Annotated in this window: 15 protein-coding genes and 2 pseudogenes; 13 read left to right on the forward strand and 4 right to left on the reverse strand. The window is 57.0% G+C overall.

What is annotated here, in order from left to right; all coding sequences use genetic code 11:
- Positions 1-52 precede the first annotated feature (52 nt).
- From AC1DQM_RS00200 to AC1DQM_RS00210, 3 genes are all read left to right on the forward strand, one after another.
- On the forward strand, positions 53-652 hold the full coding sequence (locus AC1DQM_RS00200; protein ID WP_138867796.1) for an NADPH-dependent F420 reductase: 600 nt from the start codon (positions 53-55) through the stop codon (positions 650-652).
- Positions 653-732: 80 nt separating this feature from the next.
- Positions 733-1,164, forward strand: coding sequence for an ester cyclase (locus tag AC1DQM_RS00205; RefSeq protein ID WP_225602926.1), 432 nt, complete (start codon positions 733-735; stop codon positions 1,162-1,164).
- Between the two features lie 47 nt (positions 1,165-1,211).
- Positions 1,212-1,628 carry a nuclear transport factor 2 family protein gene (locus tag AC1DQM_RS00210; RefSeq protein WP_111453437.1) on the forward strand — a complete coding sequence of 139 codons (417 nt, stop codon included), beginning with the start codon at positions 1,212-1,214 and terminating at the stop codon, positions 1,626-1,628.
- 60 nt (positions 1,629-1,688) lie between these two features.
- Here the strand turns inward: AC1DQM_RS00210 and AC1DQM_RS00215 are convergent, their stop codons facing one another.
- Entirely contained in the window at positions 1,689-2,141 is a 453-nt protein-coding gene (locus AC1DQM_RS00215; RefSeq protein ID WP_018930255.1) for a winged helix-turn-helix transcriptional regulator, read from the reverse strand.
- A 161-nt stretch (positions 2,142-2,302) separates the two neighbouring features.
- On the opposite strand from AC1DQM_RS00215, the gene AC1DQM_RS00220 reads away from it, so the two are divergent.
- The 4 genes from AC1DQM_RS00220 (at position 2,303) to AC1DQM_RS00235 (ending at position 5,193) form a co-directional block, all read left to right on the forward strand.
- The gene (locus AC1DQM_RS00220; RefSeq protein ID WP_477745622.1) at positions 2,303-2,938 is read left to right on the forward strand and encodes an NADPH-dependent F420 reductase; all 636 of its coding nucleotides are present in this window, start codon (positions 2,303-2,305) and stop codon (positions 2,936-2,938) included.
- Positions 2,939-2,985: 47 nt separating this feature from the next.
- A complete protein-coding gene (locus AC1DQM_RS00225) occupies positions 2,986-3,951 on the forward strand; it encodes an SDR family oxidoreductase (protein ID WP_138867794.1) in 966 nt (321 codons plus the stop codon).
- 114 nt (positions 3,952-4,065) lie between these two features.
- Entirely contained in the window at positions 4,066-4,686 is a 621-nt protein-coding gene (locus AC1DQM_RS00230) for an NADPH-dependent F420 reductase (protein WP_477745623.1), read from the forward strand.
- A gap of 90 nt (positions 4,687-4,776) precedes the next feature.
- Positions 4,777-5,193: a nuclear transport factor 2 family protein gene (locus AC1DQM_RS00235; RefSeq protein ID WP_064618410.1), complete on the forward strand. Its 417-nt coding sequence runs from the start codon at positions 4,777-4,779 to the stop codon at positions 5,191-5,193.
- Positions 5,194-5,284: 91 nt separating this feature from the next.
- On the opposite strand, the pseudogene AC1DQM_RS00240 reads toward AC1DQM_RS00235, so the two are convergent.
- A pseudogene (locus tag AC1DQM_RS00240) lies at positions 5,285-5,898 on the reverse strand (LysE family translocator).
- Positions 5,899-6,128: 230 nt separating this feature from the next.
- On the opposite strand from AC1DQM_RS00240, the gene AC1DQM_RS00245 reads away from it, so the two are divergent.
- Both AC1DQM_RS00245 and AC1DQM_RS00250 read left to right on the forward strand, forming a co-directional pair.
- Positions 6,129-6,707 carry a DUF4337 domain-containing protein gene (locus AC1DQM_RS00245; RefSeq protein WP_018930261.1) on the forward strand — a complete coding sequence of 193 codons (579 nt, stop codon included), beginning with the start codon at positions 6,129-6,131 and terminating at the stop codon, positions 6,705-6,707.
- A 210-nt stretch (positions 6,708-6,917) separates the two neighbouring features.
- Entirely contained in the window at positions 6,918-7,301 is a 384-nt protein-coding gene (locus AC1DQM_RS00250) for a tautomerase family protein (RefSeq protein ID WP_018930326.1), read from the forward strand.
- Positions 7,302-7,467: 166 nt separating this feature from the next.
- Here AC1DQM_RS00250 and AC1DQM_RS00255 read toward each other — a convergent pair whose 3' ends face one another.
- Complete coding sequence (locus AC1DQM_RS00255; RefSeq protein ID WP_230139439.1) at positions 7,468-7,926, reverse strand: DUF6196 family protein; 459 nt, start codon at positions 7,924-7,926, stop codon at positions 7,468-7,470.
- A 129-nt stretch (positions 7,927-8,055) separates the two neighbouring features.
- Here AC1DQM_RS00255 and AC1DQM_RS00260 point away from each other — a divergent pair, with 129 nt between their 5' ends.
- The 3 genes and pseudogenes from AC1DQM_RS00260 (at position 8,056) to AC1DQM_RS00270 (ending at position 12,459) form a co-directional block, all read left to right on the forward strand.
- Positions 8,056-8,952 carry a LysR family transcriptional regulator gene (locus tag AC1DQM_RS00260; protein ID WP_018930328.1) on the forward strand — a complete coding sequence of 299 codons (897 nt, stop codon included), beginning with the start codon at positions 8,056-8,058 and terminating at the stop codon, positions 8,950-8,952.
- A gap of 47 nt (positions 8,953-8,999) precedes the next feature.
- A pseudogene (locus AC1DQM_RS00265) lies at positions 9,000-9,679 on the forward strand (transposase); the annotation flags it as partial.
- 68 nt (positions 9,680-9,747) lie between these two features.
- The gene (locus AC1DQM_RS00270; RefSeq protein WP_477745624.1) at positions 9,748-12,459 is read left to right on the forward strand and encodes an AAA domain-containing protein; all 2,712 of its coding nucleotides are present in this window, start codon (positions 9,748-9,750) and stop codon (positions 12,457-12,459) included.
- 599 nt (positions 12,460-13,058) lie between these two features.
- Here AC1DQM_RS00270 and AC1DQM_RS00275 read toward each other — a convergent pair.
- A complete protein-coding gene (locus tag AC1DQM_RS00275) occupies positions 13,059-14,000 on the reverse strand; it encodes a LysR family transcriptional regulator (protein WP_064618400.1) in 942 nt (313 codons plus the stop codon).
- A 98-nt stretch (positions 14,001-14,098) separates the two neighbouring features.
- On the opposite strand from AC1DQM_RS00275, the gene AC1DQM_RS00280 reads away from it, so the two are divergent.
- The gene (locus AC1DQM_RS00280; RefSeq protein WP_477744683.1) at positions 14,099-15,313 is read left to right on the forward strand and encodes an MFS transporter; all 1,215 of its coding nucleotides are present in this window, start codon (positions 14,099-14,101) and stop codon (positions 15,311-15,313) included.
- Positions 15,314-15,326: the final 13 nt, after the last annotated feature.

The following is a 15,326-nucleotide window of genomic DNA, read 5'->3' on the forward strand; positions in this document are numbered from 1 at the left end:
CGCCCGGTCCGCTATTTGGCGCCGCCGGGCGTGGTAAACCTGAGGAGAATATATGAGCTACGCAATCATCGGTTTCGGCAATATCGGCCAGGCCCTGGCCAAGGCGTTTGCCCGCAACGGCATCGAAGTAGCCGTTGCAACCACGCGCGCCCCGGAAAGCTTTGCATCCGTCGCAGCAGCGATCGGACCTCAGATCATTCCCAAAAACCTGGCGGACGCGGTCAAGGCGGACATCGTCTTTTTGGCTGTCCGTTTCGAGTCGCACCCGGATGTCGCTAAGGCGTTGCCGACCTGGAAGGGGAAGACCATCATCGATGTGACCAATGCCTACGGCGTGTCCCCTGAAGAACTGGGAGGAGAGCCATCTTCCAGAGTCGTCGCGCAGGCCTTTACTGGTGGACGACTGGTCAAGGGCTTCAATCATTTGGGCGCTGCCGTCCTTGGCCAGGATCCGGCCGTACAGGGTGGCAGGAGAGTCGTGTTCCTGGCGAGCGACGATGACGGCGCCGCAACGGAAGTGGGTGCGCTTGCAGAAAATCTCGGTTTCTCGCCGATCAAACTGGGCGGGCTTTCGGAAGGTGGACTGCTTGTGCAGGCGCGCGGAAATACCTGGGGTCAACTGATCTTCAAGGACTTGGTCAAGTTCGGCTGATGAATCGCGATCGTAAATGTTGGTGCGGTCCTGGCCACAACTTATACGAGTTGGTAAGTGCTCAATAATGAAGGAGAGGAATGATGATGCTTGATAATGAAAGAATAATCAGAGAACTCTGCGCCGCCGCGGAAGGGCAGGGAACGGATATCGAGAAGTTTGTTTCCATGTTCTCTGAGGAAGGCTACATGTGGGATATGGCATCCGGCATGAAGTTTCGCGGCAAGGCCATTGGTGAGTCTATCGCGGGTATGGTCAGTGCGTTCCCCGATGTCCACCGTGAGATATTCAACGTCCATGTCGCGGGAGACGTCGTCGTTGTCGAACTCGCGATTCGGGGAACGCACAAGGGTGATCTGCCACTTGCTTCAGGGACGCTAGCTCCCACGGGCAAGAAGATAGATGTCCCGTCATGCGATGTTTTCCACCTCGAAGGCGGGAAGGTCAAATCTTTCCATTGCTACAACGAGGCTTCTGCGATGCAGCAACAACTCGGCCTCGTCCCCCGCTGAATGACGGACACTACGCGATCCTTTGTAAGAGCAAGGGAGAAGTCTTTATGAGCAATCAAGAGAATATCCAGATTGTGAAGGACTTTTTTGCAGCAATGGGCAGCGGCGATAGGCAAGGTCTGCTGGCGTTGTCTGCCGAAGATATCGAGTGGATCATTCCGGGAGAGGGGTGGCCGCTGGCCGGCACGCACCGCGGGCACGCGGGATTGGCAAACGTGCTTCAGAAGGCTTGCGCAGAGATGGAAGTTTCCTCCCCGCAGCCCCCCGAGTTCGTAGCGCAGGGAGACCGGGTCCTGGTCGTCGGCTTTGCTACGGGGAAAGTCAAAACCACGAACAGGACGTTTGAGGACCATTTTGTCTTCGCCATCACTGTTCGCAATGGCAAGCTGACGAACATCCGGGAGTACGTCGACACGCAAGCATTGGCGCGGGCCTCGGAAATGGTCGCGAGCCCTCGGACCTGAGTCATCGGAACTGATACCAACTCATTTGCGCGCTGTGACAGGGCGCGTTCGCTGCCTTGTTCATCCCCCGCTCTCAGGAAAGAGGCACCCGCCATTGCGGACCAGCGCCTTCACTTCCTCGCTCACCTGCATGGGGTTTTGACTTAATCGAGCAACTAAGTCCTCGTGGCGCCGCACGTACGACTTCGAATCATGCTTCGCGCTCCAGAGCACAATGTTGATAACGATGGGAATGAGGTCCAGGCCCTTCTCGGTCAACGTGTAAAAGTCCTTGCGTCTGTCGTCGGGGCTGGGCGCCTTCGAGAGAACGCCTTGCTCCTCAAGAAAGGCAAGTCGGGAAGCAAGAACATTGGTCGCGATTCCCTCTTCCGATTTCAGAAACTGGCCATACGTCTTCTTTCCAACAAAAACGATGTCGCGAATGATCAAGAGCGACCACCGGTCGCCAAAAATCTCCACGCCGTAGTTCACCGCGCAATGGGATCGAAAGTCTTCTTTAAGAGTTGTCTTCATGGCTGGATCTTAGCATCGCTTGCATGTCGCAAGTAAAATTCCATAGATCACTTGCTATTTGCAAGTAAAGCGACCAGCATGGATCGCACGTTGAATGAGTTCGCCGGATCGCACCAGCAGCCATGGAATGATCAACCCCCATACCTGCAAGGAAACTGCGCATGAGCACTATCAGCATCATCGGCTCAGGTGGAATGGCCGCAGCGATCGGCGGCCTTGCCGCCAAAGCCGGATACACCGTCGAGGTGATGAGTCGTGACGCCACCAAGGCGCGGGCGCTGGCCGAGCAGATCGGAGCCGGCGCGACGACAGGAACGTTCGGCGCCGCGCCGGCCGGGGATATTGTCATCCTGGCGGTTCCCTATTCAGCCGTTCTCGACGTGGTGAAGCAGTACGGCGAAGAATTGGCAGGCAAGCTTCTTGTCGACATCACCAACCCCGTCGCCCCCGACTTCACAAGCTTTGTGACCCCTGAGAATAGTTTCGGCGCGCAGGAAATCGCCAAAGCAGCCCCAGCCGACGCCGAAGTCATCAAGGCGTTCAACACCCACTTCTCCCACGTCCTGGCTGCCGGTCCTGTCGAGGGCCACCCGTTGGACGTATTCATCGCTGGAGACGACGCGCAGGCGAAGGCACGCGTCTCGGCATTCATCGAGAGCCTCGGATTACGCCCGATGGACACCGGGCCGTTGCTCATGGCGCGAACGTTGGAGCACGCCTGCCTGCTTTCGCTGGGCCTCATCGCCCACTCCGTCAAGCACACCCATTTCTCAATCGGCGTCAGCCTTCGCGGCTGAGTGCACCCGCAGCACCATTTTTTATTCCACTTACAAGGAACACCAACATGCGCGTTTTCGTAACTGGCGGGACCGGCCATTCCGGTCCATACATTATCTCCGACCTCATCGCTGCCGGCCACGAGGTCACCGCTTTGGCCCGGTCAGACAGCGCGGCGGAGGCGATCACTGCGCTCGGCGCAAAGGTGCGTCGCGGTGATCTCGATGATCTCGAGGGGCTCAAGGAGGCGGCTGCAGCCGCCGACGGCGTAATCCACGTCGCGCACCGACAAGACCTGCTTCCGGTCGGCGGGATCGACGCTGTTGCCGCAGCGGAGGTCCAGATCATGCTCGCATACGGTGATGCACTGGCTGGAACGGGAAAGCCGCTGGTCGTGTCGGGCAGCATTGGTTCGCCGACTAACGAGGGTTGGCCGGTTCCTGGGCCGCTCCAGAACCGACCGGCGACCGAGGAAGATCCGGCTCTTTCTCCGGCTGGCGATCAATATAAGGGCTCCCTGCGGGTTCGTAACATCGTGGAGCTGACTGTAATCGGTCTCGCAGAGCGGGGCGTACGGTCTTCGGTCGTGCGCATTTCTGAAATCATGCACAGCTCAACCGACAAGGCCGGTTTCCTTCAGGTCCTCATCGGGCAAGCAAAGGAAAAGGGCGTCGTTGGCTTCCCCGGCGACGGCTCCAACCGGTGGGCGGCAGTGCATGCCCGCGACCTCGCTACCCTGTTCCGCCTGGCGCTGGAGAAGGGGCCCGCTGGCAGATCCTGGCATGCGGTTGCCGAAGGGGCTATCCCGTACCGCGAGATCGCGCAGGCCATTGGCAGCCGTCTGAACCTTCCCGTCGTGCCCATTCCTGCGGACGTAATGATGGGGCCGGGTTTCTTCGGCTTCCTCGCGAACTTGGTGACGCTGGATACCCCGGCGTCGAGCGATATCACGCGCCGGATGCTCGGCTGGACACCAATGCAGCCGGGCCTGTTTGCCGATATGGACAATGGCCATTACTTCCCTGCCGCCTGAGTGAGCTGAGGCTGTTCGCCGGGTCGCAACGAGCCCGGCACAACACGGGATACCAACCGGGGGAAGCCCGTTCAGAGATTGCGGGCAATACCCCAACTCATTTGGAGATTACACATGAGCACTATCAGCATCATCGGTTCAGGAGGCATGGCTGCGGCCATTGCCGGTCGTGCCGCCAAAGCTGGACACACCGTCGAGGTGGTCAGCCGCGACCCCACCAAGGCGCAGGTGCTAGTCGACAAGCTCGCAGCAGGAGCGACCACAGGAACCTATGGAGCCGCGCCCGCCGGCGACATCGTCATCCTCGCCGTGCCTTACACCGGTGCGGCCTCGGTGGTGGCCGATTACGGGGACGCGCTCGACGGCAAGGTGATCATCGACATCACCAACACGGCCTCGCCGGACCTCACGGGTCTCGTCTCTCCCGCCGGCAGTTCTGGTGCGCAGGAGATCGCCAGGATCGCCCCCGCCAGCGCGCATGTCGTGAAGGCATTCAACACCCTTTTCGGCCACGTCCTTGCCAAGGGAGGCCCCCTCGATGCGTTCATCGCCGCCGACGATCCGCAGGCCAAGGCGCGCGTCTCGACGTTCATCGAAAGTCTCGGGCTGCGTCCGTTGGATGTTGGTGGCCTGCACATGGCCCAGACGCTCGAGGCGCTCGGCCTGATGATGATCGGCCTGGCGAAAAACGGCGCCGGCACTTGGGACATCGCCTTGAAAGTCGATATCGGCTGAGTCTCCGACACCACGCCCCTCACCGGCAGGTCCACAAGGTATCTGAGTAGAACGGACGCGAGCAGATGCGAGAGAAGCGGAGAGATTTTGGTGAACACACAAAAGAATGTTCAGGTTGTTAAGGACTTCTTTACTGCAATGGGCCGCAGCGATAGGCGAGGTCTAATGGCGCTGACTTCCGAAGATATTGAATGGATCATTCCGGGCGAGGACTGGCCGCTGGCTGGCACGCATCGCGGGCACGCGGAATTGGAAGATCTGCTTCAGAAGGCTTCCGAAAAGATGGAAACCTCTGTCATGGAGTTCCATGAATACGTGGCGCAGGGTGACCGGGTTCTGGTCGTCGGCTTCGCCAAGGGGAGAATCAAAGCCACGAATAAAACGTGGGAGGACGATTGGGTCTTCGCCATTACCGTGCGAAATGGAAAGCTGACGAACATCCGGGAGTATATCGATACGCAAGCACTGTCGCGGGCCTGCGAAATGGACGTGGGCTCCAGGCCCTGACCCATCGAGAAGAACTGTACGCAGCCGGGGAGGGGAGCGGGGAAGACATCGCGAAGTGTGTCTCCTTCTTCTCGGATAAAGGAGAGGATTGCTAAACCAGTTGGCGAATCCCCAAAGACAAAATCAACCCACCGCACAGTCGATCAATTGCTTTTTTCCTCCCTTGATACCCGGCAGCGATCTTGGGTTGCGAAAGAGCGATTGCGACCATTCCATACCAGGTCATTGAAACCACCACGACAACTGCCAGCATCGACAAAAACGTGCCTGGCGAAACGTGGGCGGGGGCTGCGCTGAAAAGACAGCGGCATAGAAAGCCATGGACTTGGGGTTGCCAATATTGGTAACCACACCCTGAATGAAGGACTGCCGGCAGCTGCCGGCGACGGCATCATTTAGCGGGCCAAGCGCATTCTTCCCTGCGTTGATCAGCAGTCGGAATCCGAACCACATCAGGTAGGCGGCGCCCAGAACCTTTACAACAAGCGCAGCCCAAGGGAGCGCAGCAAATACAACCCCGAGACCTGCAATTGCACAGGTGGACCAGAACAAGTTGACCAGTACGATGCCCGCGACCAAAGCCAGAGCTTCTGACCGCGTAGCAGCCACCGCTTTATGGACCACCGCAACGAAATTTGGCCCGGGGATAACGACGCCGGCCAAGTAGACCAAAAAGACTGTCAAAACGGCGGAACCATCGATCATGTGCTTCCTCGCGAGTCCAGTGGACGGTGATCGTCACGGGTGAGATGTACTAAGAGCTAAGGTCGTTTGTGACCTCAACGTCCATCGAAATAAGAGTCTTGCACAGCGTTATCGAGATCAGGGGCTTTTTACACACTTTGGACCACTGGCTGCCAGTCAATTGTGTCCAAAGAATCAGGGACAATTCATAATGCTGTCCATCTCCACTAACACCTCCAAGATCGACACCCATGCCTGAAGAGTTCGAAGTCCCCAGCCCACACGAGCAACACATTGAGCACACCACCCATCATGCGCATGCACAAGGCGACAGCTTTGCCAGCAAGATTGCGGTGATGACAGCCATCATGGCGACCGTCGGCGCCCTGATGAGCTATCAGGCCGGCTCAACGGAGAATGAGGCGGCCATGGACAAAAACAACGCCGCCATCCAGAAAACCGAAGCCGCCAACGAGTGGAATTACTACCAGGCCAAGTCCAGCCGGCAGAACCTGTCGGATCTGGCAAGCCATCTCCCAGGGCTGGATTCCGCCCATTATGTTGCTGAGGCGCGGCGGTACGGGGAACAGAAGGAGGAGGCGCGCAAGAAGGCTGAAGCATTCGAACAACGGGCAAGGGAGTGGGACGAGAAGTCAGAGCAGGCGTTGCATCAGCATCACCGCTGGGCCCAGGCAATGACAGCGATTCAAATAGCAATTTCACTGGCGGCCATTACCTTGCTGACGCGTAAGGAATGGCTCAAGCGGCTCTCGTTTGGGGCCGCGGGTGTTGGCGTCATGCTGGGTTCGCTGGCTTGGCTGCATATCTGAGCGAGGCGCTCAGACGTTCACCTGTCGAATGCGACCGCTACTGGTCGATTTCTGCCCTTCACGAACGGCAGAAATCGGTCAAAAGTGGACGGTGGACACGGTGATGGCAAAGCTAGACAAGGACTTACAGGACGACAAGGAACTTTATACGGCACGCCATCGCGACATGGCATGTCACCTATAGTAGTTATACGCTTGCAAGGAATCGCAATGATCACCGTCTATGGAATTGACTACAATTTAAATGCCAAAAAAGCACAGATGTCCGATGTGCTACATAATTGCATGACTACCGTTCTTGGGTTACCCGAAGACAAGCGTGCTCACCGTTTCGTCCCGCTAGATAAAACTAATTTCTATTACCCCGGCGGCAGATCTGAAAAATACACAGTAATCGAAATAAGCATGATTTCTGGGCGAACGGAAGAAACAAAAAAGAAGCTCATAAAGCAAATATTTACAGACTTTGAGCGAAACTTGGCTATAAATCCGGTTGACGTTGAAATCACAATATTTGAGCAACCAAGTCATTGCTGGGGATTCCGAGGGATCACAGGCGATGAGGCAACCTTGAGTTACAGGGTTAACGTATAACAAGCGGTTCAAGCCGTTCGCTTCGCTCTCTGGGACCGCGTACCGCGGTTCCTTGATTTATTTTCTCGACTCAAATCATCCACTTTTTGGCCGGTTTAGGTCTTCCGGGAACGGCTGCTATTCAATCGGCCAAAAGCGAACACTTGGGCACGCGCGACCATATCCGCTACCGGGAAACTCCCATTTCCCCGGCCGCTCGGCCATCAACCAAAGCCTGGATCTCTGCGAAGACACCCGAAGCAAGGCTGGCCGGGACGCCCCAATAATCAAATATCCCGCCCTCATCTCTGTTTTGGCCGCAAGTGACGAAAACGCCAGTTCCAAAATGCCGCTTCAGACGCATCGCCAACCAGCCCACGAATCCGCTGTTGTCTACGTTTTCAGGGAAATGGAAACGGAAGACGCCGAACAGTTCTCGCTCGATGTCGTCGCAAGGGACCAGTTGACTCCATACCTTGTCGTCTCGAACGAGCGCCAGTGCGTCGGGATATGCCGCACCAGGAAACGATGACAAGGGAAACTCCAAAAACGTATATGTGCCAGGAAAGAACCGGACGCGCGCCTGAGAGGTCACGTGCAGCAGTCGGCGCTCGGTATCCGCTGCCGTTTCATGCGATATGTTCACCAATTCATAATCTCCGCTCTACGAAGCGCAAGGCGCTATTACTTTGATTGACCAGAGGCATGATGAACAGCAAGATCTTGAAGATAAATGCTCAAGATTTAATAACATTGACAACTAAAGGTTGTAGATATGGACAAGCTGAAAAGCATGGCAGCGTTCGTGGCGGCAGCCGAATCAGACTCGTTCTCGGCAGCCGCTGCCTTGTTAGGCGTGACCCCGCAATTGATTGCCAAACAGGTCGGCAATCTGGAATCTGAGCTAGGCCTCAAATTGATCACGCGAACCACTCGCCGTCAAAGCTTGACTGCCGTGGGCAGGGAATATTACTCACGCTGCAAAGCCATTCTGAGCGACGTTGATGACGCCGATGCTCTGGCCTTGGCAGCGAACTCAACACCGCGAGGAAAAATAAGGATCAGTGCGCCGTATAATTATGGCTCTCATCGACTGATCCCGTTCCTCACCCAATACCTGACGCGTTACCCCGAAACGGAAATCGAGTTGGAGTTGACGGACAGGTTCGTGAATGTCGTGGAAGAAGGCTACGAAGTCGTCTTCCGGCTGGGAAAACCTCAGCTGGCCGACAGTGCAGCTCTGGTTCAACGCGGTTTGAAACCTTTCAGGATGTTAGCCTGCGCATCCCCCGCTTATCTCTCGCGCAAAGGGGTCCCGCTCCATCCTGAGCAGCTCGTGGACCATGACTGTCTGGGCTACCTGTTTTCCGATCGAATGACAGACAAGCTCTGGCGATTCACTAAAGATATGCAGACGTTCACGATCCCCATTGCGAGTCGACTGAAAGTAAACAACACCATGGCCAAGGTGAACGCCGCATTGTCGGGTTTCGGTATTACGCTCTGCGTCGAGGACGTGCTGACGCCCTACGTGCGACGAGGTGAGTTGGTCGTGCTTTTTGAGAACTTCGAAGGCCCCATCTACCCTGTCAACCTGATCTACCCCGCCGACCGTCGCCCTTCAGCAAAGCTCCGACACTTCGTGGATGAGGTCATCCAAAGCTTGGGTTGACCGCAGCTAGAGCTGATTGCACACAGCTTGAGCGAGCGTGCCAGTCGATGGATGGCGAGCACTGCGTGATCATGGATGTGGAACCCACACCGGCTCATCGAACCCCAGAAGTCGAGAGCACCAAGACGATAATCGATCGGGTCGAAGTGCAGTTCGACATCAAGCCAGAGCGCCTCATTGGCGACACCGCTTACGGTACTGCGCCGATGCTGGCCTGGATGGTGGAGAAAAAAGACATCGAGCCGCATATGCCGGTGTGGGACAAAACTGAGCGCAAGAACGACAGCTTTTCGAGTAACGATTTCCACTGGAATGAAGAGGCCGAGGAATACCGCTGCCCGGCCGGCAACGTATTACGCAGCGAATGGCGAGCCTTCAAGACGAGCGTTCGCACGTCACCAACACCATCATCTTCCGATCCAGGCAGACCGACTGCGCGACATGCCTGCTGAAAGCCAAGTGCTGTCCGAACACCTCGATTCGCAAGATTGCTCGCAGCGTCCATGAAGCCGCTCGTGATGTGGCTCGACGCATTGCAGCAACGCCGGAGTACGTGCGCTCTCACCATGAGCGCAAGAAGGTCGAAATGCTGTTTGCCCGCTTCAAGCGCATCCTGAAACTGGATCGCCTGCGACTACGGGGCATGAGTGGTGCGGCCGACGAATTCACGCTGGCCGTCGCAGTGCAGAACCGGCTATTGATCCTGCACGCAATGATGGCAATATGACTCATCTTGGAGAAAGTAACATTCGGCGCGAGGCGAAGCCGGATGTCATGCGCATAGGGATAAGGAATATGGTTTCGATTCAGGTGGATGGTGAGGACAAGACCGCAAAGATCAGCGACTGGGCGATTCGCTGGAGCGACAAGTACGAAGCCCTGGAACTGACCTGTCACTTCCCCTCCAAGAAAAAATACACCCGTGCGCTCAGTAACTGCCAAGTTTCGCCCACCCGCGAGTTGACCAATGTATTGCTGCACAAGCCCGGCAGCACGATCGTCACGCCCATTGCCAAAGCTACGATTTACGGCGAGCGATATGCCGTCGTGCACTACCCGGGCGCCGAAAAGCCCTATGTCTACAAGATGGACGGTATCGGCTTTACCGCCCCGACATCGATGAAGGAAACACCGGTCTTCCGCTATTTCACTCTCGTGGCGAATGCCCGACAGGATCACGCTGAGTTGAAAACTGATCGTGAAATTGCCGACAATGTGGTGCGCCAGCTCGGAAAACTGCCCGCCATCGCTGGCACTGCCCTGCAAGCCTATTGTACGGGGCGCAACGGCACGCTGGCGCCGGGTCAGGGGCTCATCTATCCGTTCGGGCTTAACGAGAGTCAGCTTCAGGCGGTCGAGCGGGCGTTCAGCGCGCAAATCAGCGTGATCGAAGGCCCGCCAGGGACCGGCAAGACCCAGACGATCCTCAACATCCTCGCCAATATTCTGTTACGTGGGCAGACGGTAGCGGTGCTGTCCAACAACAATGCTGCCGTGGAAAACGTCTACGAAAAGCTGGAGAAATACGGCCTGGGCTACTTGGTCGCCAAGCTGGGCAACCAGGACAAACGTGAGGCCTTCTTTGCCGATCTGCCTGCTTGGCCATCAAGCGCGCCCGAGCCGGCACCATCCCTAGATGAAACCCAGGCCTTGCTGATCCGCTTGAAGCAGCACCTGCAAGACCACAACAGGGCGGCACAACTGCAAATCGAGCTGGACGAGCTGGTCATCGAGCGGCGCTACCTGCAGCAGTGGCAGGCAGAAAGCGATGTACAGGCCACAGTCTCGCTCGACAAGTACGGCCTGACACCGCGCAAGACTGCGGACCTCATGGCCTACCTGGCGTACCTCGGCGAGCAGCGCATTCATCTCAAAGACCGTATCGAGCTTCTGTTCAAATTCAGAATCTTTCGCACCAAGCCATTCACCGAGGGCGAGGCGCGCATGGCCGTTTTCCATGCACTGCAGATGCATTACTACGACAAGTCGCTACGGGACAAGGAAGCGGAGCTGCGGGCGTGCCGTGAATCGTTGGCACGCGCGAATTTCACGGCCCTGCTGAAAGAACTGACAACAGCATCGATGCACCATCTCAAGCAGCATCTGCAACTTCAGGTACCGCCGTCGGACAGCTTTGATGTCAAAACTTACCGCAGGCATTTCGATGTCTTCTTGCAGCGCTTCCCTATCCTGGGCAGCGGCACGCACTCCATCGTCAATTCGATCGCGCCGGGAGCGGTCCTCGACTACGTGATCATCGACGAAGCCTCTTTGCAGGACATCGTGCCGGGCATCCTGCCACTGGGCTGCGCAAAGAACCTGATCGTCGTTGGAGACAACCGCCAGTTGCCGCATATCCCTGTGGCACTGGGGCTTCAAGCGCCCGCCGAAGTCTACGATTGCGAGCACTACAGCCTGCTGGATTCGTGCATTGCCGTGTTTCAGGACACGCTGCCCAGAACCCTGCTGAAAGAACATTACCGCTGCCACCCCAGGATCATCCAGTTCTGCAACCAGCAGTTCTACGACAACGCACTGGTGCCGATGACCGAGGACAAGGGCGAAGCCCCCCTGCGCCTGGTGGTGACAGCCAAGGGCAACCACGCCAGGAAGAACACCAACCTTCGGGAATTGGACTCCCTGCTGAAGGTGCTTGGGGACGAGGGGCCGCCCGTCGGTATGGACGGCGAAGGCCGCGGTTACATCGCCCCGTTCCGGGCGCAAGTCAACCTTTCCGACACGCACTTGCCGACGGATTTCGTCAAGGACACCGTGCACAAGTTTCAGGGGCGCGAATGCGACGAGATCGTCTTCTCCACCGTGCTGGACAAGAAGCGCTACAACCAGGCGCGAACACGCCTGGATTTCGTCGACGACCCACGCATGATCAACGTGGCAGTTTCGCGGGCCAAACATCGCTTCACCCTGGTGACTGGCGACGAGGTGTTCACTGACAACAATGGCCACATCGCCGCGCTGATTCGCTACATCAGCTATTACGCGCAGGACGATCAGATCGTACGCGCGCCGGTGGTGTCGGCATTCGACTTGCTGTACCGCGAGTACGACCAGTCTCTGGCACGCTTGGACGCCCGCCTGCGGCCCGAGGATTCACGCTACAAGTCCGAGCAGATCGTGGCACAGTTGCTGCGTGAAGCGCTGTCAGCCCCGGCGTGCCAGGCATTGAAGTACCACACACAGATCCAGCTGGATAAGCTTGCATCGCCGGGTAGCCTCGACTGGACGGAGCCCCAGCGGGCGTTCATGAGGCGCGCCAGTTGCGATTTCGTGATCTATTTCAAAGTGGGTAAAAAACCGATAGGGGTGATCGAGGTTGATGGCGGGTACCATGACCGACCCGTGCAGGCAGCTCGGGACGCCATGAAAAATGAGATTTTGGCTAGAAGTGGCATTCCTATTCTGCGGCTGCGGACAGTTGAGAGTGACATTGAGCGGAGAGTTGGCGACTTTATCGGGCAGTGGGCTAGTCCTACGCATGGCGCATAAGCACTGGGTCAGAGGTCGTCAGTCGTTGATGGTAGCAATCGACCCGAAGCTGCCTGTAGCCAAGCCGCAAGCTAGCCGATCGAAGGGTTACCGAAAGTATTCGCGACTCCTGTGGGAGCGGGCTTACCGGAGTGCCGCACCACCGCGAACACGGGCGAAGCCCTTGCCATCCAACACGATGCCAGAGACAGCATTTCGCATGTAAGGATCAGGCTTGGTCAGTAATCGCTTCAGGGATCGGGTCGAAAGCAGCCGCTGGTGAGGGACCGCTTTCGACCCAGGCTGTGTAAAAACGTTTTAGAGCAGGTTTGAAGGTTCGAATCGGAACGAAAACCGCGTTCCTACGCAAATTTCAGGACCACTGAACTGATCTGCCAATCACGGTCAGATTTTACGTAGCGACACAGACTTCAAAACGAGGCCTGCGTTTTTACACAGCCTGGACCCATAGCGGACACTCCAGCAGCCAGTCAGATGTGTCTACGAGACCAGAGGGCCATTCAACTTACTGGAAATTGTCTGCCCCCGACCTAGGCAACCTCATTGCGCACTTGACGGCAACTCTTATCCGGTATGGCGTGGCTTACAACCTCCTAACATCAGGCATTAGGTACTTTAAGGTCGAACAACAGCTCATCGGTTGCGCGATCAAAATGGTCGGTAAGGAAATCCAGCAATACACGCACGCGGGGAATCCGGTAACGATTGCCGTGTAATACCGCGTAGACGCCGGCCTCTCGGACACAAAAGTCAGGTAACAGGACCTTCAGTCGTCCAGCACGGATATCGGCTGCCGCATCCCAAATGGTCTTGCGTGCGATGCCATGTCCAGCCAACGCCCATGCGCGCGCGAGGGCGCCGTCGTTGGTTTCCCATGCCTGGCTCATGGGAACGGTGTGGTTCCATTCCTGACCATCCACCACAAAGTGAAAGGTGTTCAATGGACCTGCAGACGTCACCAGCACGATGAACTTGTGGCTAGGCAAGTCAGTAGGGGTTTGGGGTTCACCGTATCGCGCCAGATAATCAGGCGAAGCGCACAGTACTCGCCAGTTGGGAGCCAACTGCCTGGCGATCATCGAGCTGTCATGCGGCTGTCCAAACCGGATTGCCAGATCGACATCGTCCTGCACCAGATTTGACACCGAGTCCGACAACGTCAGTGCGACGTACAGTTCCGGGTGCAATGTACTGAATGTCTCAAGCCAGTCATTTAAAAGATTGCGGCCAAAATCGGCGGATGCGGATATCCGGACCTTGCCACGCACCTCTGTTTGACTGGCTTGAAGTCCAGCTTCCGCCTCATCGATAGCCCGCAATGCGACCCAGCATTGCTGCAAATAAAACCGACCTTCTTCCGTGAGGCGCAACTGACGCGTTGTGCGATCAAACAACTTGGTGCGCAGCGCCGCCTCAAGCTTGATAAGTCGCGCGCTGGCCGCGGCCGGCGACAGCGCCAGTTTGCGCCCTGCGGCAGACAAGCTGCCGAGTGCTGCCGCTTCGACAAACAAACGCATGTCGCCCAATCGGTCAGTAGCCATATTCAATTCAAATTTGATGGTTCATCAAATGGTAGACCAATTATCAAATCCGTAGCAATTCATCACACTCACGTCTCCCATTCCTCTGAGCACAGGTCATGACCAGCAAATCGCAATTTGAAAATGGCTCTTTCACGACATCGGGCAATACCGAATACCTCACTACTGGGCGTCTCCCATTGGCGGCCCTGTTGGCGCTGACAATGGGGAGCTTTATCGCCACCGCCAACGAAACGGTGCCAGCAGGACTTTTGCCGCAAATCGCCGAGGCATTTGGTGTGTCGCAAGCGTGGGCTGGTCAGATGGTGACCCTATGTGCGCTGGGCTCAGGGTTAGCGGCTATTCCATTGACTCTCGCGTTGCAGGGCTGGCGTCGGCGCTTGGTGCTATTACTGGCTGTCGGGGTGTTTTGCGCCTGTAATGCGGTGACCGCCCTGTCGCCCTGGTTTTCATTGACGCTGGCTGCCCGCTTCGTGGTGGGTATCGCAACCGGTCTGGCCTGGAGCCTGCTGGCCGGCTATGCCAGACGATTGGTCGCCCCACAGCAGCACGGTCGCGCAATGGCGCTGGCCATGCTCGGCATCCCTTTGGCACTTGCCCTAGGCGTACCGCTAGGTGCCTGGCTCGGCAAGCTGCTGGGATGGCGTTGTGTGTTCGGGACTCTCTCAGGACTCAGCCTTTTGCTGATGGCCTGGATATATCTGAAAGTGCCTGATTATCCCGGACAACGCTCCGATCGACGCTTGCCGCTACGCAGGGTCCTGCAAACCCCAGGCGTGCGGCCCGTGCTGGCGGTGGTCATGCTCTGGATCCTGGCTCACTACACCCTCTATACCTATATTGCTGCGTTCCTGGCTTCTGTTGGATTGGCCGATCAGATAGATCGGGGCCTCCTTTCATTCGGTATTGCGGCCTTGTTCGGTCTATGGATGATCGGCACGCTGATTGATGACAGGCTTCGGAGTCTGGTACTGCTCAGCCTGACAGCATTCATCCTGGTTTCGTTTGCCCTGGGCCTGGGTGACCTGCCCGTCAGTGCGATCTATATCGGCATCGTCCTGTGGGGGATGAGCTTCGGTGGTGCGCCAACCTTATTGCAAACCTCCTTGGCTGATGTTGCCAGTGACGGCGCTGATATTGCGCAATCAATGTTGGTGACCGTCTTCAATCTGGCGTTTGCAGGCAGTGGTGTGATCGGCGGCATTTTCCTGGAAACATGGGGGGCAGGTGCTATTCCCTGGGTAGCGCTGGCATTGTTACTACCAGCGCTGTTGATTGTTTCGATAGCCAAGGGGCATGCTTTCAGGCGTTAACTACTGCCGAGGT

Source organism: Pseudomonas sp. 01L34 (genome assembly GCF_056400265.1).